We start from the raw sequence: 20,932 nt of genomic DNA, 5'->3' as shown, positions 1-20,932 counted from the left end.
AGAGCAGCAGCATGGCCGACAACGCCATCGCGACGACCGCCAACAACGGTACGCGCCTGGACCCCTTCAAGCAGCTCGCCCGCAACCCGGCGACGCGGCAGCTGGTGCTGCTGGTGGCGGTGGCCGCGGCGGTGGCGCTGGGCGTGGCCGTGGTGCTGTGGTCGCGCGGCCCGAACTACGGGCTGCTGTACGCCGGCCTGGAACAGAAGGACGCCTCGGCGATCACGCAGGAACTGCAGGCGGGCAACACGCCCTACCAGTTGAGCAGCGACGGCTCGTCGATCATGGCGCCGGCCGCCGACCTGGCCGCGCTGCGCCTGAAGCTGGCGGCCAAGGGCCTGCCCCAGGGCAGCGCCAGCAGCAGTGCGCTGCCGGCCGCCGACTCGCCGTTCGGCATGAGCGACCTGGCCGAACGCACCCGCTACCAGCAACTGCTGGAAGCGGACCTGGGCGCCACCATCGGCGGGCTGCAGTCGGTGCGCGCCGCGCGCGTGCACCTGGCGCTGCCGAAACCCTCCGCCTTCATCCGCGACAGTCGCGAAGCCAGCGCTTCGGTGCTGGTCACGCTGTACCCGGGCCGCCAGCTGGACGCCGGCCAGGTGGCGGCGATCGTGCACCTGGTGGCGGCCAGCGTGCCGAACCTGGAAGCGCGCCAGGTTTCCGTGATCGACCAGCAGGGCCAATTGCTGACCACCGATCCGGAAAGCCCGGGTGCGGTGGGCGACAACCGCCTGCGCATCGCCACGCGGATCGAGAACACCTACGCCCAGCGCATCGAGGAATTGCTGATGCCGCTGGTCGGCCCCGGCCGGGTGCACGCGCAGGTGCATGCCGACCTGGATTTCAGCCGCACCGAGAAAGCGACCGAGACGTTCGGCCACGATCACCCGGCGCTGCGCAGCGAGCAGACCAGCAGCGAGCAACGTGGCGCGGATGCCGCCGGCGGCGGCGTGCCCGGCGCGCTCAGCAACCAGCCACCGGTCACCGTGGCGCAGCCCACCGCGGCCAAGCCCGATGCCGGCAAGGCCGCCGCGGCGACGGCCACGGCGGCGGCGACCAACCCGGGCGAGAGTTCCAGCAGCGCCACCCGCAACTACGAACTGGACCGCACCATCAGCCACGTCAGCGACCCGGCGGGGCGGCTGGCCCGGCTGACCGTGGCGGTGGTGGTGGACGACAAGCTGGCGGTCCCGGCCAACCCGGACGCCGGCGCCGACGATGCGACGGCAGCGCCCAAGAGCGTGCCGTTCAGCGCGCAGGAACTGCAGCATCTGACCGAGCTGACCAAGAACGCGGTCGGCTTCGACGCCGCCCGCGGCGACAGCGTCAGCGTGGTCAACCAGGCGTTCCAGCGTGGCGCGGCGCCTGAGGCGCTGCCGGAAACCCCGCTGTGGGGCCGGCCCGGCGTGCTCGACCTGCTCAAGCAGGGCGCCGGCGTGCTGATCGCGCTGCTGGTGGCGTTCGGCCTGCTGCGTCCGCTGCTGAAGGGCCTGCTGCGCGGCGAGCCGGCGGCGCGCGCGCTGCCTTCGCCGATGCCGCAGATCTCGGTGCGCGTGGATGACGAGCTGGCGGCCAACGAACCGGCCCGGCTCGGCGGCGCCATGCCCACGCTTTCGTACGAGCAGCGCGTCGGCCAGGCCCGGCGGATGGTCGGCGAAAACTCCAAACAGGTGGCGCAAGTGGTGAGGAACTGGGTGAGCGAAGATGGCAACTAATCGTTCCGATGCGCCCATCAACGGCGCGCAGCGCGCGGCAATCCTGCTGCTGACGCTGGGTGAGCAGGACGCCGCCGAGGTGCTCAAGCACCTCAGTGCCCGCGACGTGCAGGCGGTCGGCACGGCGATGGCCGGGCTCACCAGCGTCTCGCGCGAGCATGTCGAGCTCGCACTGGCCCGGCTCAACCAGGACATGGGCCAGCAGACCTCGCTGGGCGTCGGCACCGAGGAATACATCCGCAAGATCCTCACCAACGCGCTGGGCGAGACCAAGGCCGGCGGGTTGATCGACCGCATCCTGCTTGGCCGCTCCAGCAAGGGGCTGGAATCGCTGAAGTGGATGGAGAGCCGCGCGATCGCCGAGATGATCAACCAGGAACACCCGCAGATCATCGCGCTGGTGCTGGCGCACCTGGAGCCCGACCAGGCCGCCGAGGTGATCGGCTACCTGCCGCCGCGCGTGCGCTCCGACGCGGTGATGCGCATCGCCACGCTCGACGGCGTGCAGCCGCACGCGCTGAACGAACTGGACGAGATCATGGAGCGGCAGTTCTCCGGCAATACCAAGAAACTCAAGTCCGCCAGCGTCGGTGGGCTGAAGGCCGCCGCCGACATCCTCAACGCGATGGAAACCAGTCGCGAGACCGAGTTGATGACCGCCATCCGCAGCCAGGACGAGGCCCTGGGCGGTCGCATCGAGGACCTGATGTTCGTGTTCGAGGATCTGGCCGAACTGGACGATCGCGGCATGCAGATCCTGCTGCGCGAAGTGCCGTCGGGCACCTTGATCACGGCGCTCAAGGGCGCCGAGCCGGCGGTGCGCGAGAAGATCTTCGCCAACATGTCCAAGCGCGCCGCCGACATGATGCGCGACGACCTCGAGGTGAAGGGACCGGTGCGCCTGAGTGAAGTGGACGCGGCGCAGAAGGAGGTGCTGGGCATCGCGCGCAAGCTTTCCGACGCCGGGCAGCTCAGCCTGGCCTCCAGCGGGGATGAGTTCGTCTGATGGCCGCCACCATCCACAACGTGGCGGCGGAGTTCCAGCGCTGGGAGCTGCCGAACGTGGGCACCCGCTCGGCGGCGTCGCCGGCGGCCAACGCGACGCCGCAGCCGACCGTGCGCGAGCTGGCGGCGCTCGAGCAGCAGGCGCGCGAGGAAGGTTTTGCGGCGGGCCACGCCGAAGGCGCGGCCGCCGCGCAGCAACTGCTGAGTCAGCGCATGGCCGAGCTCGACGCGCTGTACGACGCGGCGGCGCGCCCGCTGCAGGCCTTCGACGAGCAGACCGGGCAGGAGCTGGCGCGGCTGGCCATGATCGTGGCGCAGCGGGTGATCGCGCAGGAACTGCAGCTGTCGCCGGCGCTGGTCGTCCAGGCGGTGCGCCACGCGGCTGACGCCTTGCCGGCGGCCACGCGCGAGTTGCGCGTGCACCTGCACCCGGCCGATCTGACCTTGCTGCGCGAATCGGGTGTGGCCGAAACGCATTGGCAGCTGCTGGCCGATGCGACGCTCGCGCGCGGCGACTGCCGCCTGGAAAGCGAACGTTCGCGGCTGGACGCGCGGGTGGAAACCCGCCTGGCCGCGATGATCGACGCCGTGCTCGGCGACAGCATGGGACTCGCCGAATGATCCACCCGACCGCCCCCGTAGGAGCCCGCTGGCGGGCGATGCTTTCAAGGCCGGGACTCGGGATATGCAGGAGCATCGCCCGCCAGCGGGCTCCTGCAGCGGTTGGTGTCGCGCAATGAACACCGAGGCGCTCATTGCCGCGCGGCAGGCTAACTGGCAACGCCAGTTCGCGCGGCAGGGCGCGCGCGCGCAGGCGGCGCGCACGCTGGTGGTGGAAGGCAGCCTGCGCCGGGTGGTCGGGCTGACCCTGGAGGCGGAGGGCTGCGAGGCCGCGCTCGGCGCGCGCTGCCTGGTCGACACCGCCGACGGCGCCACGCTGGAGACCGAAGTGGTCGGCTTTGCCGACGAGCGCCTGCTGCTGATGCCGGTGGGCGACATGCACGGCGTGCTGCCGAACGCGCGGGTGCGCCCGTATGCGCGCAGCGGCGGCCTGCCGGTCGGCATGGGCCTGCTCGGCCGCGTGATTGGCGCCGACGGCGTGCCGCTGGACGGACTCGGCGCGCTGGAAGCGGACGAACACGCCGCGCTCAAGCGCGAGCCGATCAACCCGATGGCGCGCAAGCCGATCGACGCGCCGCTGGACGTCGGCGTGCGCGCGATCAACGCGCTGCTCACCGTCGGCCGCGGCCAACGGCTGGGCCTGTTCGCCGGTTCCGGCGTGGGCAAATCGACCCTGCTCGGCATGATGACCCGCTACACCAACGCCGACGTGGTGGTGGTCGGGCTGATCGGCGAACGCGGCCGCGAGGTGAAGGAATTCGTCGAGCACACGCTGGGCGAAGAAGGGCGGCGGCGCGCGGTGATCGTCGCCGCGCCGGCCGACGCGCCGCCGCTCAAGCGCCTGCGCGGCGCCCAGTACGCCACCGCCATCGCCGAATGGTTCCGCGACCGCGGCCAGCGCGTGCTGCTGCTGATGGATTCGCTGACCCGCTACGCCCAGGCGCAGCGCGAGATCGCGCTGGCGATCGGCGAGCCGCCGGCGACCAAGGGTTACCCGCCGTCGGTGTTCGCGATGATGCCGGCGCTGGTCGAGCGCGCCGGCAACGACGCCGACGGCCGCGGTTCGATCACCGCGTTCTACACCGTGCTGACCGAGGGCGACGACTACCGCCACGACCCGATCGCCGACGCCGCGCGCGCGATTCTGGACGGCCATATCGTGCTGTCGCGCGACCTGGCCGAAGCCGGCCACTACCCGGCGATCGACATCGAGGCGTCGATCAGCCGCGTGATGCCGGCGGTGGTGGCGCGCGAACACCTGCGTGCGGCGCAGTGCTTCCGCCAGGTCTATTCCGCCTACCGCCAGCAGCGCGACCTGATCGCGGTGGGCGCCTACCAGAAAGGCTCCGACCCGCAGGTCGACCAGGCGATCGAGCTGTGGCCGCAGCTGCGCGCCTTCCTGCAGCAGGAAGTCGACGAACCGATGACGCTCGAGGCGGCGGTCGGGAAACTCGACGCCCTCGCCCAGCAGGTGGCCGCATGAGTTCGCGCGCCGAACAACTGGAGCCCGCAGTGGAGCAGGCCCGGCAGCGCAGCGAGGATGCGCTGGCCCAGCTGGCGACCCAGCAGCAGGTGCTGGCCCGGGCCGAGCACCAGCTCGGCGAACTGCAGCGCTACCGGCTGGAGTACGCGGCGGCCGCCGATGGGGCGCAGAGCGTGACGGCGCTGCTCAACCGGCAGCAATTCGTGGAACGGATCGATCAGGCGATCGTGCAGCAGCAGGCCGAGCTGGCCCGGCAGCACCGCCAGCTCACCCAGCTGCGCGAGCACTGGCGGCGCGCACATGCCCGCGAGAGCGCGCTGAGCAGCGTGGTCGCGCAGCACCGCGAGGAAGAGCGTCGCGCCGCCGACCGTCACGAGCAGGCCGAGCTCGACGAACGCATGCAGTACCGGCGGCTGCGATGAGCGCCACGCCCGCCCCGCCGTTGTCCGCCCGGGTCGCCGGGCCGTGCCGCCGCCAGCCGCGCGGATTCCTCGCCGAAGGACTGTCCACCCCATGACCGCTTCCGTCCCTGCTGCATCCAACGCTGCCGTGCCGTCCGCCGCGCGGCCCGGCGCCGTGGCCGAGCCGCGCGACGACACGGCGGCGGCCGGCTTCGACAGCCAGCTGCACGCCGCGCGCCAGCAGCACGACGCCAGCAGCGCGAACGACGCGTCGAGCGGGTCGAAGGACGAGCACCGGCCGACGCCGGCAGCACGCGCGCCACTCGATCCGCCAACGGATCCCGCGCCGGCGGCGAAGCCGGGCGTCATGCCGGCTGCACCGGTATCCGCGGCCGCGCCAGCGGAGCCGGCCGACGTGCCGGCAGCGGACGCCCCGGCGCCACGGCGCGAGCCGGGCGACGAGCCGGCGACCGCCGTGGTGGATGCCATGTTCGCCCTGCTCGGCTCGTCGGTGGCCGGCGTGCTGGCGCCCGTCGCCGACGGCGCCAGGGGCGCGCTGGCGCAGACCGGCAAGGGCGTGGCCGTCAACGCCGGGGCCGCCGCCATGCTCCAGCTCGCCGCGGCAGCCGGCCCGGCGGCCGCGCCCGTCAACGTCGTGCCGCAGGCGGCCAGCATGCTGGCCGCGGCGCAGGCGGCGCCACCGGCCGCCAACCTCCTCGACAAGGAGGCATCGAAGGCGCCCGCGGCCGCCGCCGTGCTGGCAGCGTCGCCCGCGGCCGCCGCGCCGCTCGCGGCGCACCAGCTGCAACTGCCCACACCGCCGGCAAGTCCGTCGTTCGGCCAGGATCTGGGCCAGCAGGTGGCCTGGCTGAGCGGGCAGAACATCAAGCAGGCGCGAATCCGCCTGCATCCGGAGGAACTGGGTTCGCTCGACGTCAGCGTCAGCGTGACGCACGGGCGCGTCGACGTGGTGTTCAGCGCGCAGCACGCGGCGGCGATCCCGGCGGTGCAGCAGAGCCTGCCGCAGCTGGACCAGATGCTGGCGCGGCACGGCCTCTCGCTCGGCCACACCGAAGTCGGCCAGCGCGATCGCGGCGACCGCCGCGGGCCGGCCGGCAGTGGCGGCGCCGGCGCGCTGGACGAGGTCGCCGACAGCCACGGCGGCGTGTCGGTGATCCTGGGCAAGGTCGGCCTGCTCGACGCGTTCGCCTGAGTTCGTCCGCTCCCGTTCCTTCGCCAGCCTGACGTCCGCGCCATGGTTTCGCCGCGGCACGGGCGCGCGGATCTTCGCCCGGCAGAAGTCCGCCGTGATCGCGTCGCGTCGATGCGCCGGCGGGCGTCAAGAAAGCGCCGCGCACTTGGCGCGTCCGCCGCCAGGCGAGCCGGGGCAACGCTTTCCGTCGATGGCACGCGGTTTGCTTTTGCTGCAGGGCACGCGCACCGCATGCCTTTCAACTATCTGCAGATCGAGGTTTCCATGGTCGACGAGGAACAAGCTGGCGAGGTGGCCGATGCCACGCCCGAGCGCAGGAGCCGCAAGCCGCTGGTGATCGCGGTGTCGGTGGCGCTGCTGCTGGCGCTGGGCATCGGCGGCTATGTCTGGCAATCGCGCCAGTCCGTGCCGGGCAAGGCCGGCAAGGCGGCGCCGAAGGTTGCCCAGGCCGAACTCTACCTGCCGCTGGACCCGGCTTTCGTGGTGAATTTCCGCGACGCGGGTTCGCTGCGCTATCTGCAGGTCGGGGTCACCCTGATGTCGCACGACCCCGCGGCGATCGAGGTGGCCAAGGCCGCCGACCCGGTGATCCGCGACGCGCTGGTGGCGCTGTTCAGCAACCAGGACTTCGCGATCATCGGCGATGCCGCCGGACGCCAGAAGCTGCAGGCCGATGCGCTGGCCGCCGTGCGCAAGATCGTCAAGGCCCGGCTCGGCCGGCCCGGCGTCGACGCGCTGTACTTCACCAGTTTCGTGATGCAGTGACGAAGAGGCCGCAGGCATGAGCGATCTGCTTTCCCAGGACGAGATCGACGCGCTGCTGGACGGCGTCAGCGGCGGCGCGGTGGCCACCGGCGGCGACGAGCCGCCGCCGAGCGATGCGGTGATCGCGTACGACTTCACCCAGCAGGACCGCATCGTGCGCGGGCGGTTGCCCACGCTGGAAATGGTCAACGAGCGCTTCGCGCGGTTCTTCCGGCTGGGCGTGTTCAACGTGCTGCGCAAGACCTGCGAGGTCTCGGTGCTGGGCGTGAAGATGGTCAAGTTCGCCGAGTACGTGCACAGCCTGGCGGTGCCGAGCAACCTGAACCTGGTGCGCATCAAGCCGCTGCGCGGCACCGCGTTGGTGGTGTTCGAGCCACGCCTGGTGTTTACCGTGATCGACAATTTCTTTGGCGGCGACGGCCGCTACCACGCGCGCATCGAGGGCCGCGACTTCACCGCCACCGAGAACCGCGTGATCCAGATCATGCTGGAGGAGCTGTTCGGCGCGATGACCGAAGCGTGGGCGCCGGTGCTGGAACTGCAGTTCGAATACCAGAACTCCGAGATCAATCCGCAGTTCGCCAACATCGTCAGCCCGACCGAGACGGTGGTGGTGTCGCGCTTCCACGTCGAACTGGACGGCGGCGGCGGCGAGATCCACCTGAGCCTGCCGTACGCGATGGTCGAACCGATCCGCACCCTGCTCGACGCCGGCGTGCAGAGCGACCGCGCCGACCGCGACGACCGCTGGGCGGAGATGCTGCAGGAGGAGGTGTTCGACGCGGAGGTGGACCTGAGTTCGCTGCTGCTCGACGTGCAGCTCAGCCTTGGCGAGTTCCTGCACCTGCGCCCGGGCGACGTGATTCCGGTGCAGCTGCCGGAGCTGGCCACCGTCTACGCCGAGGACGTGCCGGTGTTCCGCGGCCACTACGGCCAGTCCGGCGGCCGCAACGCCGTGCGTTTCCATGCCCAGGCCGGGCGCCGCGAAAAGCGCGCGGCCGGCGACCATTTCAAAGAGAAGACTCCCGCATGAACCAGTCCACAGAAGCTGCCTCCGCCATTGCCGGCGAACGCGTCGAGTTCGATTCGCTGCATGGCCTCGCCGCCGGCAGCGGCGAGGTCAACCTCGACATGATCCTGGACGTGCCGGTGACCCTGGCGATGGAAGTCGGGCGCACCCGCATCAGCATCCGCAACCTGCTGCAGCTGAACCAGGGCTCGGTGGTGGAACTGGACCGCGCCGCCGGCGAGCCGCTGGACGTGTTCGTCAACGGCACCCTGGTCGCGCACGGCGAGGTGGTGGTGATCAACGAGAAGTTCGGCATCCGCCTGACCGACGTGATCAGCCCGGCCGAACGCGTGCGCAAGTTGCGGTGAAGCCGTGAACAGGGAATCGGGAATAGGGAATAGGATCGTCGCGGCGTTGGCGCCGGTAGCGCTGCCCGCCGCCGACGTCAACGTGGGCGGCGAGCTGGTGCGCGTGCTGCTCAGCCTGGCCGCCGTGGTGGCGCTGATTTTCGTGGCGGGCTGGCTGAGCCGGCGCCTGCAGGCGCGCAGTCGGCCCGGCGGGCGGCGCATCCGCTGCGTGGAGGCGATGGCGGTGGGCGCGCGCGAGCGCGTGCTGCTGCTCGACGCCGACGGCAAGCGCCTGCTGGTCGGCGTGGGCCCGGGCGGCATGCGCACGCTGCACGTCTACGACGGCACGCCGGCCGAGCCCGTCGCGATCGAACCCGCCGCCGCGGCGCCCCTGCCTGCGTTCGGCGAGCTGCTAGCACGCTGGAAGCGCAGTGCATGAGGACCTGGCGCTGGATCGTGGCCGCGTCGCTGCTGCTGTTGCCGCTAGTGGCGCTGGCGGCGCCGCCGCCGGGCATTCCGCTGGTCAACGTGCAGAACGTGCCCGGCGGCGGACAGAGCTGGACGCTGTCGCTGCAGGTGCTGGCGCTGATGACCGCGCTGACCCTGCTGCCGGCGATCGCGCTGATGATGACCTCGTTCACCCGCATCATCATCGTGCTCGGTTTCCTGCGCCAGGCGCTGGGCACCCAATCGACCCCGCCGAACCAGGTGCTGCTGGGGCTGGCGCTGTTCCTCACCCTATTCGTGATGTCGCCGGTGCTGAACAAGTCCTACGCCGACGGCGTGAAGCCGTACATGGACGGCCAGTTGGCCGCCGAACAGGCGCTGCCGGCGGCGTCGGCGCCGTTCAAGCAGTTCATGCTCGACCAGACCCGCGAAGCGGACCTGGCGCTGTTCACACGGCTGGCTGGCGAGAAGCCCTATGCGGCCAAGGCGGACGTGCCGTTCAAGGTGGCGATGCCGGCGTTCCTCACCAGCGAGCTGAAGACCGCGTTCCAGATGGGCTTCCTGCTGTTCATCCCGTTCCTGATCATCGACTTGGTGGTGGCCAGCGTGCTGATGTCGATGGGCATGATGATGGTCTCGCCGATGATCATCTCGCTGCCGTTCAAGATCATGCTGTTCGTGCTGGTGGATGGGTGGACGCTGCTGCTCGGGACCCTGGCCGGGAGCTTCTACACGTGACCGTGCGTCGGCTGGCCGTAACCTTTGTGGGAGCCCGCTCGCGGGCGATGCTCTCGCTTGTCTCTGCATTCGGAGCTAAGAGCTTTCAGAGCAAGAGCTTTCGTCTGCCTGCGGCAGCCGAGTCACTTTCTCTTTGCGTGGCCAAAGAGAAAGTAACCCAAGAGAAAGGCCACCCCGCTTCCGCGCTTTCCGGGCATCCTGCCCGGAAAGTCCGCGTGCGGGCTACGGGGTTTGTCGACAGGGCATCCTGCCCTGACGCCAAACTGGCCGGCATCCCTGCCGGCCACCCTGCGGGCTTTCCTTCGCCCGCCCGCCGCTGCAGAGGGGCCCCGGGTAGAGCAGCGGGCCATCGTGGCCCGCACTCTTCAGAAAAGCCAGAGCAACAGCCAGATCAACAGCCGGATCAACGGCAGTGCAACAGCAGCGCTGGGCCTTGCTCTCTGGCTTTTGCTTCCCGGCTTCATCACCGAGTGCGGGCCACGATGGCCCGCTGCTCTACCGGGGTCCCTTGCGCGGCGGTGAGTCGGGGTCGACAGGCCGCGCAGCGGGAACCGACAGGGATGTCGGTTCCTTTTCGCACGGGCAGGATGCCCGTTCGAAAAGCCCGGCCCCGGCTCACGGACTTGCCGGGCAGGATGCCCGGCAAGCGCCAAGCGGGGGGTCGTTTTCTCTTGGTTACTTCTCTTTTGGACAAGCAAAAGAGAAGTAACTCGGGCGCCGCAGGCGCACGAAAGCTCTTGCCTCTGAAGCTTTTTGCCCTGAACGAAGCAAGAGCATCGCACACAAGTGCGCTCCTGCAGTTGCAGGCGCGACAGCGCTCCGCCGCTGCTGCGGCGAAGCACACTACCGGAGCCTGCCCATGACCCCCGAATCCATCATGGAGATCGGCCAGCACGCGCTCTACGTGGCGATGCTGGTGGCCGCGCCGCTGCTGCTGACCGCGCTGGCGGTGGGCCTGCTGGTGGGCGTGATCCAGGCGGCCACGCAGATCAATGAGATGACGCTGAGCTTCATCCCCAAGCTGATCGCGATGGCGCTGGTGGCGCTGATCGCCGGGCCGTGGATGCTGCGCCTGCTGGTGCAGTACACCACGCAGCTGATCGAGAGCCTGCCGGGCGCGGTCAGATGACGGCGCTGGACCTGGCGCAGTTGCCGGCGTGGCTGGGCAGCCTGTTCTGGGCGGTCGGCCGGGTCAGCGGGCTGTGCCTGGTGGCGCCGGTGTTCAGCGCGACGGTGGTGTCGGCGCGGGTTCGCGTCGGCGTGGTGGTGGTGCTGGCGCTGGTGCTGGCGCCGCTGGCGCCGGCGACGATCGACCCGCTCAGCGGCGACGGCGTGGCGACGATGGCCGCACAGGTGCTGATCGGCGCGGCGGTGGGCTTCGTGCTGAAGCTGGTGTTCGAGGCGGTGTCGTTCGGCGGCGAGCTGGTAGGGCAGAGCATGAGCCTGGGTTTTGCCGAGGTGATCAGCCCACAGGCCGGCGGCAGCTCGAACGTGCTCAGCCAGTTCTACCTGCTGCTGGTGACCTTGCTGTTCCTGGCGATGGACGGCCATCTGCGCCTGATCGCGCTGCTCGCCGACAGCTTCCGCAGCCTGCCGCCGGGCGTGCCGACGATCGACGCCAACGGCCTGCACGCGGTGGTCGGCTTCGCCGCGGAACTGTTTGCCGGTGCGGTGCGGGTGGCGCTGCCGGCGGTGACCTCGCTGCTGGTGGTGAACATCGGCTTCGCCGCGATCAGCCGCGCGGCGCCGTCGATGAACCTGTTCGCAGTGGGCTTCCCGATCACCGTGTCGCTGGGCTTCATCGCCCTGTGGCTGTCGCTGCGCAGCCTGCCGGGCGCGTTCGAGGCGCTGCAGGATAGCGCTTGGTCGCTGATGCGCCAACTGTTCGGAGGCTGAGGCCATGTCCGACGACAGCGACCAGGAAAAAACCGAACAACCGACCGAGAAGAAGCTTCGCGAATCGCGCGAGAAGGGCGAGGTTCCGCGATCGCGCGACCTGTCCGGCGCGCTGGTGGTGCTGGCCGGCGTGGCGGCGCTGATGAGCGGCGGCGAGCAGGCGCTGGTGCATGCCAGGCGGATCTTCTCGCTGGGCATGCATTACTCGCGCGACGCCTTGTTCAGCGATGACTTGCCGGGCCGCACGCTGCATGCGGTGGTGTACGAGGCGTTGGGGCTGTTCGCGCCGGTGGCGCTGGCGACGATGCTGGCCACGCTGGCCGCGCCGTTGCTGCTGGGCGGGATGAACTTCAGCGCGCAGGCGTTGCAGCCGAAGTTCGAGCGGCTCGACCCGGTCAAGGGGCTGGGCCGGATCTTCGCGATGCGCGGTCTGGTCGAGCTGGGCAAGGCGCTGCTGAAGCTGCTGTTCATCGGCGCGGTGCTGGCCCTGCTGCTGCGGCACTGGCAGGGCGAGTTGCAGGCCACCGGCCGCGGTTCGGTGCTGGCCGGGATCGCGCAGTCGATCGGCCTGCTCGGCCGCGCCGCGCTGTGGTTCGGCGCGATGCTGGCGCTGATCGGCGGCATCGATGCCATCTACCAGAAATTCGACCACGCGAAAAACCTGCGCATGACCCGCCAGGAGATCCGCGACGAGATGAAGGAAAGCGAAGGCAACCCCGAGATGAAGGGGCGCATCCGCCAGGTGCAGCAGGCGCAGGCGCGCCGCCGCATGATGGAGGACTTGCCGCGGGCCGACGTGGTGGTGGTCAATCCCACCCACTTCGCGGTGGCCTTGCGCTACGACGAAGGCCGCACCGGCGCGCCGCGGGTGATCGCCAAGGGCGTCGACGTGCTGGCCCAGCAGATCCGCCTGGTGGCGGGCAGCCATCGCATCCCGCTGGTCGAGGCGCCGCCGTTGGCACGCGCCTTGTATGCAACGACTGAACTGGGCCGGGAAATCCCCGCCGCGCTGTACGTGGCGGTGGCCCAGGTCCTGGCCTACGTCTACCAGCTGAAGCAAGCCACGGCGCAGGGCGAGACACCACCGGCAGCGCCCACCCCCGAGGTCGATCCGGACCTGATGGGGCCTTACCGCGAATAACGACGAGTCAAATCCATGACGGGTGCAGATGTACTGGGCAATTTCAAACACCTGGCGCGACGGGGTATTGGCGCGCCGGTGATGATGCTGGTGATGCTGGCGATGCTGATGTTGCCGCTGCCGCCGTTCCTGCTCGACATGCTGTTCAGCTTCAACATCGCGCTGTCGCTGGTGATCCTGCTGGCGGTGGTCTACGTGATGCGACCGCTGGAGTTCGCCGCATTCCCCACCGTGGTGCTGATGGCGACGCTGCTGCGGCTCGCGCTGAACATCGCTTCCACCCGCGTGGTGCTGCTGCACGGGCATGACGGCCCCGGCGCCGCCGGCAAGGTGATCGAGGCGTTCGGCGAGTTCGTGATCGGCGGCAACTTCGCGGTCGGCCTGGTGGTGTTCGCGATCATCACCATCATCAACTTCGTGGTGGTCACCAAGGGCGCCACCCGCGTGTCGGAAGTGACCGCGCGGTTCACCCTCGATGCCATGCCCGGCAAGCAGATGGCGATCGACGCCGACCTCAACGCCGGCCTGCTGACCCAGGAGCAGGCGCGCGAGCGGCGCCAGGAAGTGCGCGAGGAGGCGGACTTCTACGGCTCGATGGACGGCGCCTCCAAGTTCGTGCGCGGCGACGCCACCGCCGGCATCCTGATCCTGATCATCAACATCGTCGGCGGCTTCTTCGTCGGCGTGATGCAGCACGGCCTGTCCGCCGGCGAAGCGGCCAAGACCTATACCTTGCTGACCATCGGCGACGGACTGGTGGCGCAGGTGCCGGCGCTGATGCTGTCGGTGGCGGCGGCGATCATCGTGACCCGCGTGTCGAAATCGCAGGACATGGGCAAGCAGGTGATCGGCCAGGTGTTCGGCCAGCCGCGCGCGCTCGGCGTGGCGGCAGTGGTGCTGACCGTGATGGGGGTGATCCCTGGCATGCCGAACGTGGCGTTCCTGCTGCTCGGCGCCAGCTGCGGCGGCGTGGCGTGGCTGCTCTTGAAACGCGAGCGCGAGACGCGAGCCAGGCTGGCCGAGTCGGTTGCCGAGAAGCCGGTCGCGACGGCGCCAGCCGAGCGGCTGGAGCTGGGCTGGGAGGACGTGGCCAGCGTCGATCCGCTGGGCCTGGAAGTGGGCTACCGGCTGATCCCGCTGGTCGACGTGCACCAGGGCGGCGAGCTGATGGGGCGGATCAAGTCGGTGCGCCGCAAGCTGTCACAGGAGCTGGGCTTCCTGGTGCCGGCGGTGCACATCCGCGACAACCTCGACTTAGGTCCCAACACCTACCGGATCACCCTGATGGGGGTGCCGATGGGCGAGGCCGAGGTGCACAACGAGCGCCTGATGGCGATCAATCCGGGCCAGGTGCACGGCACCCTGCAGGGCATCGCCACGCAGGATCCGGCGTTCGGGCTGGAAGCGGTGTGGATCGAGAGCGGCCAGCGCGAGCTGGCGCAGAGCTACGGCTACACCGTGGTCGACCCGGCCACGGTGATCGCCACCCACCTGTCGCACATCCTGCAGGGCCACGCGCACGAGCTGCTCAGCCACCAGGACGTGCAGCAACTGCTGGACCGGCTCGCCGCCAACGCGCCGAAGCTGGTCGAGGACCTGGTGCCCAAGCGGCTGACGCTGGGCGTGGTGGTCAAGGTGCTGCAGAACCTGCTGGCCGAGCGGGTGCCGATCCGCAACATGCGCAGCATCGTCGAATCCTTGGCGGAGCACGCCGGGCAGAGTCAGGATCCCGGCGTTCTGACCGCCGCCGTGCGCGTCGCGCTGGGCCGGCAGATCGTGCAGGAGATCACCGGGCTGGGCACCGAGGTGCCGGTGATCACGCTGGCGCCGGAGCTCGAACAGATCCTGCTCGGCTCGCTGTCCGGCGGCGGTGGCGTGGCCGGCGCCGCGGTGGAACCGGGCCTGGCCGACCGCCTGCAGCAGAGCGTGGCCGACGCCGCGCGGCGCCAGGAATTGAGCGGCGAACCGGCGGTGCTGCTGGTCGCGCCGCTGCTGCGGCCGTGGCTCGCGCGCTTCACCCGTCACGTGGCACAGAACCTGCACGTACTCGCTTACAACGAGGTGCCCGACAACCGTCGGGTGCGACTGGTGCAGGCGCTGGGGCGGTGAACAGGATGGATGAGATGGCGATGGTCAGGCAACGCGCAACCGGAACTTCCACTCGGCGGCTCTCCCGCCGCGCCCGCCGCGTCGTCCGCGTGATGCAGCGGAGCAATCGGACATGAAGATCAAACGTTTCGTGGCGCCGGACATGCGCCAAGCGATGCGCGAAGTGCGCGAAGAGCAGGGACCGGAAGCGGTGATCCTGTCCACTCGCCGGCTGGATGAAGGCATCGAGCTGGTGGCCGCGATCGACTACGACGAGTCGCTGGTGCGCGAGGCGGTCCGGCACGGTGCGCCGCTCGCGGCCGCACCGTCCCAGGCGACGATCGCCGAACCTCAGCCCGAGCCGGCCGCGGCGACCGCGCCGCCGCCGCGCCGGCGCGTGGCCGCCGTACCGCCGCCGGCGAACGAGAGGCCGGCGATGCGCCCGCTGGTGGAACGCGCCGCACAGGACACCGCGCAGCTGCGCAGCGAACTGGGCAGCCTGCGCGAGATGCTGGAGATGCAGCTGTCCAGCCTGGCCTGGAACGACATGGAGCGGCGCCAGCCGCTGCGCGCGCGGATCCTGCGCGAGATGACCCGGCTGGGCATCGAAGCCGACGTGGCGCGCGCCCTCGTGGCCGAGCTGCCCGAGCCGATCAACGCCGAGCAGGCGCGCTACCTGCCGCTGGGCATGCTCAGCCGCAGCCTGCTGGTGAGCGGCCGCGACCTGTCCGGCGACGACAGTGGCGTGGTCGCGCTGGTCGGGCCGACCGGCGTGGGCAAGACCACCACCATCGCCAAGCTGGCGGCCCGCGCGGTGATGCGCCACGGTGCCGACCAGGTGGCGCTGGTCAGCACCGACCACTACCGCATCGGCGCCGCCGCGCAACTGGAGCACTACGGCCGGCTGCTCGGCGCGCGGGTCTACCCGGCCTACGACGCGGCGAGCCTGCGCAAGGTGCTGGAGATGCTGCGCGGCAGCCATACCGTGCTGATCGATACCGCCGGCGTCGCCGGCAGCGACCCGCGGCTCAACCAGCAACTGGAGATCCTCGCCGACGCCAGCGGCCTGCGCGCCTGCCTGGTGCTGGCGGCGAACGCGCAATCGCAGTCGCTGGACGAAGCGGTGCGCGCCTACCTGCCGCTGCGGCCGCAGGCCTGCATCCTGACCAAGCTGGACGAGGCGCCGGCATTGGGCGGGGCGCTGTCGGTGCTGATCCGCCACCGGCTGCCGCTGGACTACGTCACCGACGGCCAGCGCGTGCCCGAGGACATCGCCGCGGCGGACGCACGCGTGCTGGTATGCCGCGCCGCGCAGTCGCTGAAAAGCCCGCCGCCCGACGACGGCCTGATGGCCGAGCGCTTCGGCTTCGCGGTGGCTGGCGCATGAGCGGGGTACTGGCGATGGACCAGGCTTCCGGGCTGACGCAGATGCTGTCGGCGATGACCCGCCGGCCCGCCGCGGAGGCGCCGCCCGCACACCACCAGGCCAGCAGCCTGCTGGCCGCCGCACCCGCCGCGCGCCGGCACTGCCGCACCATCGCGGTGGCCGGCGGCAAGGGCGGCGTCGGCAAGAGCACGGTGGCGGTGAACCTGGGCATGGCGCTGTCGGTGGCCGGGCGCGACGTGGTGCTGCTGGATGCCGACATGGGCCTGGCCAATGTCGACGTGATGCTGGGCCTCGCGCCGTCGCGCCACATCGGCCACCTGCTCGACGGCGAGTGCACGCTGGACGAACTGATGCTGTCCGCACCGCGCGGCCTGCGCGTGGTGCCGGCTGGCTCCGGTGCGCGCCGGCTGGCGCAGCTGGACAACGGCGAGCATGCGGCGATCATCCGCGCCTTCGACGAACTGGCGCAGCCGCCCGAATACCTGCTGGTGGACACCGCCGCCGGCCTGTCGGACAACGTGACGATGTTCGCCGCCGCCGCCGCCGAGGTGATCGTGGTGGTGTGCGACGAGCCGGCGTCGCTGACCGACGCCTACGGCCTGACCAAGGTGCTCAGCCGCGACTTCGGCGTGCGCCGCATCCGCATGGTCGCCAACATGGTGCGCAACGAGGGCGACGCGCGCGCTCTGCACCAGAAGCTGGCGCGGGTCAGCGACCGCTTCCTCGACGTGGTGATCGAGTTCGGCGGCTGGGTGCCGCACGACGAGCGCCTGCGCCAGGCCATTCGCCGGCAGTGCGCGGTGGTCGACCTGTGGCCGTCCAGCCATGCCGCGCTGGCATTCAAGCAATTGGCCGGTGCGGCCGATAAGTGGGTGGAGCCCGAGCGCGCGGGTCTCGACCGGATTGCTTTTTTTGCTGGCCGGACAACACCGGTGGGTGGGGTGCCGAGATGAGTGTGGCTTCGGAATATCTGCAACTCTCCCGCGAGAGTGCCGACGAACTGGTGCGTCGGCACGCGCCGCTGGTGCGGAGGATCGCCTATCACCTGATGGGGCGGTTGCCGGCCAGCGTCGATGTGGGCGACCTGATCCAGGCGGGAATGATCGGTTTGCTGGAGGCGGCGCGCCATTTTGCCCACGACAAGGGGGCCAGCTTCGAGACGTATGCGGGCATCCGCATCCGTGGCGCGATGCTGGACGAGTTGCGCAAGACCGACTGGACCCCGCGCTCGGTGCACCGCAAGACCCGCGAGGTGGCCGAGACGATCCGCCAGATCGAGACCGAGACCGGCGCGGAGGCCGACGATGCCGAGGTGATCCGCCGGCTCGGCATCAGCGCGGAGGAGTACCACCAGGTGCTCGCCGATGCGGCCTGCGTGCGCCTGCTCAGCCTCACCGCCTCGGACGACGGCGAGGAAGGCACGGTGCTCGACGTGGCCGACGAAGGCAGCCTGGGGCCGTCGGAGAACATCGAGCGCGACGGCATGCGCGAGGCGCTGGCCGAGGCGATCGGCGGCCTGCCCGAGCGCGAGCAGCTGGTGATGTCGCTGTACTACGAGCAGGAATTGAACCTCAAGGAAATCGGCGCCGTGCTCGGCGTGAGCGAGTCGCGCGTGTGCCAGATCCATGGCCAGGCGGTGATCCGGCTACGCGCACGACTTGCCGGCTGGCGCAGTTGATCCAGTAACCCATTGAATCCCCGCGGCCGGACCTCGGCCTGTACCGCACGTGGAGAAAGCGTTTGGACAAGAACATGAAAATCCTGGTGGTGGACGATTTTTCCACCATGCGCCGGATCGTCCGCAACCTGCTGGTCGAGCTGGGTTTCAGCAACCCGCTGATCCAGGAGGCCGACGATGGCGAGAGCGCGCTGGCGCTGCTGCGCAGCCAGCCGTTCGACCTGGTGGTGACCGACTGGAACATGCCGAACATGACCGGCATCGACCTGCTGCGCGCGATCCGCGCCGAGGAGGCGCTGAAGGGCCTGCCGGTGCTGATGGTCACCGCGGAGAACAACCGCGACCAGATCATCGCCGCCGCGCAGGCCGGCGTGAACGGCTACATCGTCAAGCCGTTCACCGCGGTCACGCTCAAGGAAAAACTCACCAAGATCTTCGAACGGATCGCCGCCAGTGGAGTCAGCGCATGAACGTTTCTTCCTCCCTCGCCATCGACGAGACGCTGCCGCCCGAACTGCGCGATCTGCTGAACAGCCCCGACGGCCAGGCGTTCGAGCAGGCGCTGGACGTGATGGTGCGCCAGCGCGAGCAGCGCCTGTTCCGCGCGCTCGGCCAGCTGGCCCGCGACCTGCACGACGCGGTGCGCCGGCTCGGCGGCGAACTGACCCAGGAAGGCGTGCCCGGCATCGTGGCCGACGCGCGCCAGCACCTGCAGGACGCGCTGGAGATGAGCGCGCAGGCGGCGCATCGCAGCCTCGACTTCGCCGAACGCATGCGGCCGCAGGCCGAGTCGCTGACGCGCAATGCCGGCCAGGTGCTGGAGTGGACCAACGGCAACGACGCCGCCGCGGTGCTGGCGCGCGAGGCGGTGGCGTTCGCCGGCAGCTGCCGCGACGGCCTCGCCGACATGGTGCTGGCGCAGTCGTGGCAGGACCTGACCGGGCAGCGCATCAAGAAGGTGGCCAGCTTCATCGGCACGGTCGAGTCGTCGCTGCTGGAACTGGTGCGCCTGACCGGTGCGCTGGCCGGCAGCGAGGCGCCGGCCAAGGCGGCCAAGGTGTCCAGCCAGGAAGATGCCGACCGCCTGCTCAGCGAATTCGGGTTTTGACGAGTCGCCGGTCATGAATGCGGAATTCGACAGCGAGCTGCGCCAGGATTTCCTGGTCGAGGCCGGTGAACTGCTGCAGCGGCTGGGCGAGCAGCTGGTCGGGCTGGAAGCGGCGCCGGGCGACGGCGAGCTGCTGAATGCGGTGTTCCGCGCCTTCCACACCGTCAAGGGCGGCGCCGGCTTTCTCGCGCTCGAGCCGATGGTGGTGCTGTGCCATCACGCCGAGGACCTGCTCAACGAGGCCCGCAACGGCAAGGTGGTGCTCGGCGCCGTCCACATGGATGCGCTGCTCGAGGCGCTCGATCTGCTCAACGACATGATGGCCGCGGTGAGCGCCGAGGCACCGCTGGGCATGCCGCCGCCGGCGTTGCTGCAATCGCTGTTGCCGGGAGCCCGGCCGGCTCCGGTCGTGGCGCCGGCGGCCACGCCGGCGCCGTCGGCGGACGGCGGCGCGATCGACGACAGCGAGTTCGAGGCGCTGCTGGACAGCATGTACGGCAGCGCTGCGCCGGGTACCGTCGCGCCGGCCGCGTTGCCGGTCGCGCCGGCCGCATCCGCGACGATCGACGACGACGAGTTCGAGGCGTTGCTGGACGCCTTGCACGGCAAGGCCGGGCAGCCGGCCGCGGCAGCCGCGATGGCGCCGGCGGCGGTAGCCGAAATGGTTGCGCCGAAACCCGCCGCGGCCACGGCGGCGCATCATGCGGCGCCGGCGGAAAACAGCGTGCGGGTCGACACCGCGCGGCTGGACCTCTTGGTCAACCACGCCGGCGAACTGGTGCTGGTGCGCAACCGCCTGCTCAGCCTGGCCGCGCGCCACGGCAGCGAGGTGCTGGCCGCCGCGGCCGGCGAGCTGGACCGGGTCACCGACGAATTGCAGAACGCCGTGATGGGCATGCGCATGCAGCCGGTCGGCCGGCTGTTCCAGCGCTTCCCGCGGATCGTGCGCGACCTGGCGCGCCAGCTCGGCAAGGACGTGGAACTGCTGCTGGAAGGCGAGGGCACCGACCTCGACCGCAGCCTGGTCGAGGCGCTGGCCGATCCGCTGATCCACCTGCTGCGCAACGCGCTCGACCACGGCGTGGAGCAGCCGGCCGAGCGCGAACGGGCAGGCAAGCCGCGCAAGGGGCGCGTGTGCCTGTCGGCCAGCCAGCGCGGCGAGCGCATCGTGATCGCGGTGCGCGACGACGGTCGCGGCATGGATCCGGCGATCCTGCGCCGCAAGGCGGTGGAGAAGGGCGTGATCGACGCTGCGCAGGCCTCGCGGCTGAGCGAGGCCGAGTGCTACGAGCTGATCTTCCGTCCGGGCTTCAGCACCGCCGCGGCGGTCTCCGACATCTCCGGCCGCGGTGTCGGCATGGACGTGGTGAAGACCCGCGTGGCCGAACTCGGCGGCACCTTGCAGGTGCGCTCGCAGCTGGGCCACGGCAGCGAACTGGAACTGACCGTGCCGCTGACCCTGGCGGTGCTGCGCGTGCTGATGGTGCGCGTGGGCACGCGCCTGTTCGCCTTGCCGATGGGCAACGTGGAGGAGGTGTTCGAACTCGATGCGGACCAGGACTGCCTGCTGGACGGGCGCCTGGTGGCCCGTCACCGCGGTCGCGCGCTGCCGCTGCTCGACCTGGCCGGCTGGGCCGCCGCGATGGTGGCGGCGGGGCGGCACGTGGTGGTGCTGCACATCGGCCACCAGCGCCTCGGCTGCCTGGTGCACGAGGTACTCGGCCGCGAGGACGTCATCGTCAAGCCGCTGGGGCCGCTGTTCGACGGCGTGCCGGGCATCGCCGGGGCCACCGTCACCGGCGACGGCCGGCTGGCGCTGGTGATGGACCTGGCCGGCCTGGCCGGCGATGCCGGGCAACTTTCCACTTCACCGCAACTGACCGGCTGATC

The 20,932-nt window shown here is 70.4% G+C and carries 21 protein-coding genes; all 21 read left to right on the top strand.

Annotation, left to right across the window (positions count from 1 at the left end; translation table 11 throughout):
• Window positions 1-11: 11 nt before the first annotated feature.
• On the top strand, window positions 12-1,715 hold the full coding sequence (gene fliF / locus RHOOR87_RS0105685; RefSeq protein ID WP_027484469.1) for a flagellar basal-body MS-ring/collar protein FliF: 1,704 nt from the start codon (window positions 12-14) through the stop codon (window positions 1,713-1,715).
• Entirely contained in the window at window positions 1,705-2,721 is a 1,017-nt protein-coding gene (fliG, locus tag RHOOR87_RS0105680) for a flagellar motor switch protein FliG (protein ID WP_015448503.1), read from the top strand. The genes fliF and fliG overlap by 11 nt, the downstream gene beginning before the upstream one ends.
• Complete coding sequence (locus RHOOR87_RS0105675; RefSeq protein ID WP_027484468.1) at window positions 2,721-3,341, top strand: FliH/SctL family protein; 621 nt, start codon at window positions 2,721-2,723, stop codon at window positions 3,339-3,341. The genes fliG and RHOOR87_RS0105675 overlap by 1 nt, the downstream gene beginning before the upstream one ends.
• A 115-nt stretch (window positions 3,342-3,456) precedes the next feature.
• Window positions 3,457-4,824 carry a flagellar protein export ATPase FliI gene (gene fliI / locus RHOOR87_RS0105670; RefSeq protein ID WP_027484467.1) on the top strand — a complete coding sequence of 456 codons (1,368 nt, stop codon included), beginning with the start codon at window positions 3,457-3,459 and terminating at the stop codon, window positions 4,822-4,824.
• Window positions 4,821-5,246 (top strand): flagellar export protein FliJ, encoded by a 426-nt coding sequence (gene fliJ / locus RHOOR87_RS0105665; protein ID WP_015448501.1) that lies wholly within the window; start codon window positions 4,821-4,823, stop codon window positions 5,244-5,246. Before fliI ends, fliJ begins: the two co-directional genes overlap by 4 nt.
• A 91-nt stretch (window positions 5,247-5,337) precedes the next feature.
• The gene (locus tag RHOOR87_RS0105660) at window positions 5,338-6,438 is read left to right on the top strand and encodes a flagellar hook-length control protein FliK (protein WP_081699988.1); all 1,101 of its coding nucleotides are present in this window, start codon (window positions 5,338-5,340) and stop codon (window positions 6,436-6,438) included.
• Between the two features lie 264 nt (window positions 6,439-6,702).
• Window positions 6,703-7,203, top strand: coding sequence for a flagellar basal body-associated FliL family protein (locus RHOOR87_RS0105655; RefSeq protein WP_043795372.1), 501 nt, complete (start codon window positions 6,703-6,705; stop codon window positions 7,201-7,203).
• Between the two features lie 16 nt (window positions 7,204-7,219).
• The gene (gene fliM, locus RHOOR87_RS0105650) at window positions 7,220-8,236 is read left to right on the top strand and encodes a flagellar motor switch protein FliM (RefSeq protein WP_027484464.1); all 1,017 of its coding nucleotides are present in this window, start codon (window positions 7,220-7,222) and stop codon (window positions 8,234-8,236) included.
• Window positions 8,233-8,580, top strand: a complete 348-nt coding sequence (fliN, locus tag RHOOR87_RS0105645; protein WP_007515026.1) for a flagellar motor switch protein FliN — start codon at window positions 8,233-8,235, stop codon at window positions 8,578-8,580. Before fliM ends, fliN begins: the two co-directional genes overlap by 4 nt.
• A gap of 4 nt (window positions 8,581-8,584) precedes the next feature.
• Window positions 8,585-8,998: a flagellar biosynthetic protein FliO gene (gene fliO / locus RHOOR87_RS0105640; protein ID WP_027484463.1), complete on the top strand. Its 414-nt coding sequence runs from the start codon at window positions 8,585-8,587 to the stop codon at window positions 8,996-8,998.
• Window positions 8,995-9,744, top strand: coding sequence for a flagellar type III secretion system pore protein FliP (gene fliP / locus RHOOR87_RS0105635; protein WP_015448497.1), 750 nt, complete (start codon window positions 8,995-8,997; stop codon window positions 9,742-9,744). The genes fliO and fliP overlap by 4 nt, the downstream gene beginning before the upstream one ends.
• An 859-nt stretch (window positions 9,745-10,603) precedes the next feature.
• Window positions 10,604-10,873: a flagellar biosynthesis protein FliQ gene (gene fliQ, locus RHOOR87_RS0105630; protein ID WP_007506969.1), complete on the top strand. Its 270-nt coding sequence runs from the start codon at window positions 10,604-10,606 to the stop codon at window positions 10,871-10,873.
• Entirely contained in the window at window positions 10,870-11,640 is a 771-nt protein-coding gene (fliR, locus tag RHOOR87_RS0105625; RefSeq protein WP_007506961.1) for a flagellar biosynthetic protein FliR, read from the top strand. Before fliQ ends, fliR begins: the two co-directional genes overlap by 4 nt.
• Window positions 11,641-11,644: 4 nt before the next feature.
• The gene (gene flhB, locus RHOOR87_RS0105620; RefSeq protein ID WP_007506960.1) at window positions 11,645-12,781 is read left to right on the top strand and encodes a flagellar biosynthesis protein FlhB; all 1,137 of its coding nucleotides are present in this window, start codon (window positions 11,645-11,647) and stop codon (window positions 12,779-12,781) included.
• Between the two features lie 15 nt (window positions 12,782-12,796).
• Window positions 12,797-14,890, top strand: coding sequence for a flagellar biosynthesis protein FlhA (gene flhA / locus RHOOR87_RS0105615; RefSeq protein ID WP_027484462.1), 2,094 nt, complete (start codon window positions 12,797-12,799; stop codon window positions 14,888-14,890).
• A gap of 112 nt (window positions 14,891-15,002) precedes the next feature.
• Complete coding sequence (gene flhF, locus RHOOR87_RS0105610) at window positions 15,003-16,256, top strand: flagellar biosynthesis protein FlhF (protein WP_027484461.1); 1,254 nt, start codon at window positions 15,003-15,005, stop codon at window positions 16,254-16,256.
• Window positions 16,253-17,209, top strand: coding sequence for a P-loop NTPase (locus RHOOR87_RS0105605; protein ID WP_027484460.1), 957 nt, complete (start codon window positions 16,253-16,255; stop codon window positions 17,207-17,209). Before flhF ends, RHOOR87_RS0105605 begins: the two co-directional genes overlap by 4 nt.
• Window positions 17,206-17,934 (top strand): RNA polymerase sigma factor FliA, encoded by a 729-nt coding sequence (locus RHOOR87_RS0105600; RefSeq protein ID WP_007506956.1) that lies wholly within the window; start codon window positions 17,206-17,208, stop codon window positions 17,932-17,934. Before RHOOR87_RS0105605 ends, RHOOR87_RS0105600 begins: the two co-directional genes overlap by 4 nt.
• Before the next feature lie 62 nt (window positions 17,935-17,996).
• A complete protein-coding gene (cheY, locus tag RHOOR87_RS0105595; RefSeq protein WP_007506954.1) occupies window positions 17,997-18,404 on the top strand; it encodes a chemotaxis response regulator CheY in 408 nt (135 codons plus the stop codon).
• Window positions 18,401-19,042 (top strand): protein phosphatase CheZ, encoded by a 642-nt coding sequence (locus tag RHOOR87_RS0105590; RefSeq protein WP_027484459.1) that lies wholly within the window; start codon window positions 18,401-18,403, stop codon window positions 19,040-19,042. Before cheY ends, RHOOR87_RS0105590 begins: the two co-directional genes overlap by 4 nt.
• Before the next feature lie 13 nt (window positions 19,043-19,055).
• The gene (locus RHOOR87_RS0105585; RefSeq protein WP_027484458.1) at window positions 19,056-20,930 is read left to right on the top strand and encodes a chemotaxis protein CheA; all 1,875 of its coding nucleotides are present in this window, start codon (window positions 19,056-19,058) and stop codon (window positions 20,928-20,930) included.
• The last annotated feature ends 2 nt before the right edge of the window (window positions 20,931-20,932 follow it).

Origin of the sequence: Rhodanobacter sp. OR87, assembly GCF_000473345.1 — a bacterium.
Taxonomy (GTDB): Bacteria; Pseudomonadota; Gammaproteobacteria; order Xanthomonadales; family Rhodanobacteraceae; genus Rhodanobacter; species Rhodanobacter denitrificans.
This window is presented reverse-complemented; position numbering and strand designations above follow the sequence as displayed.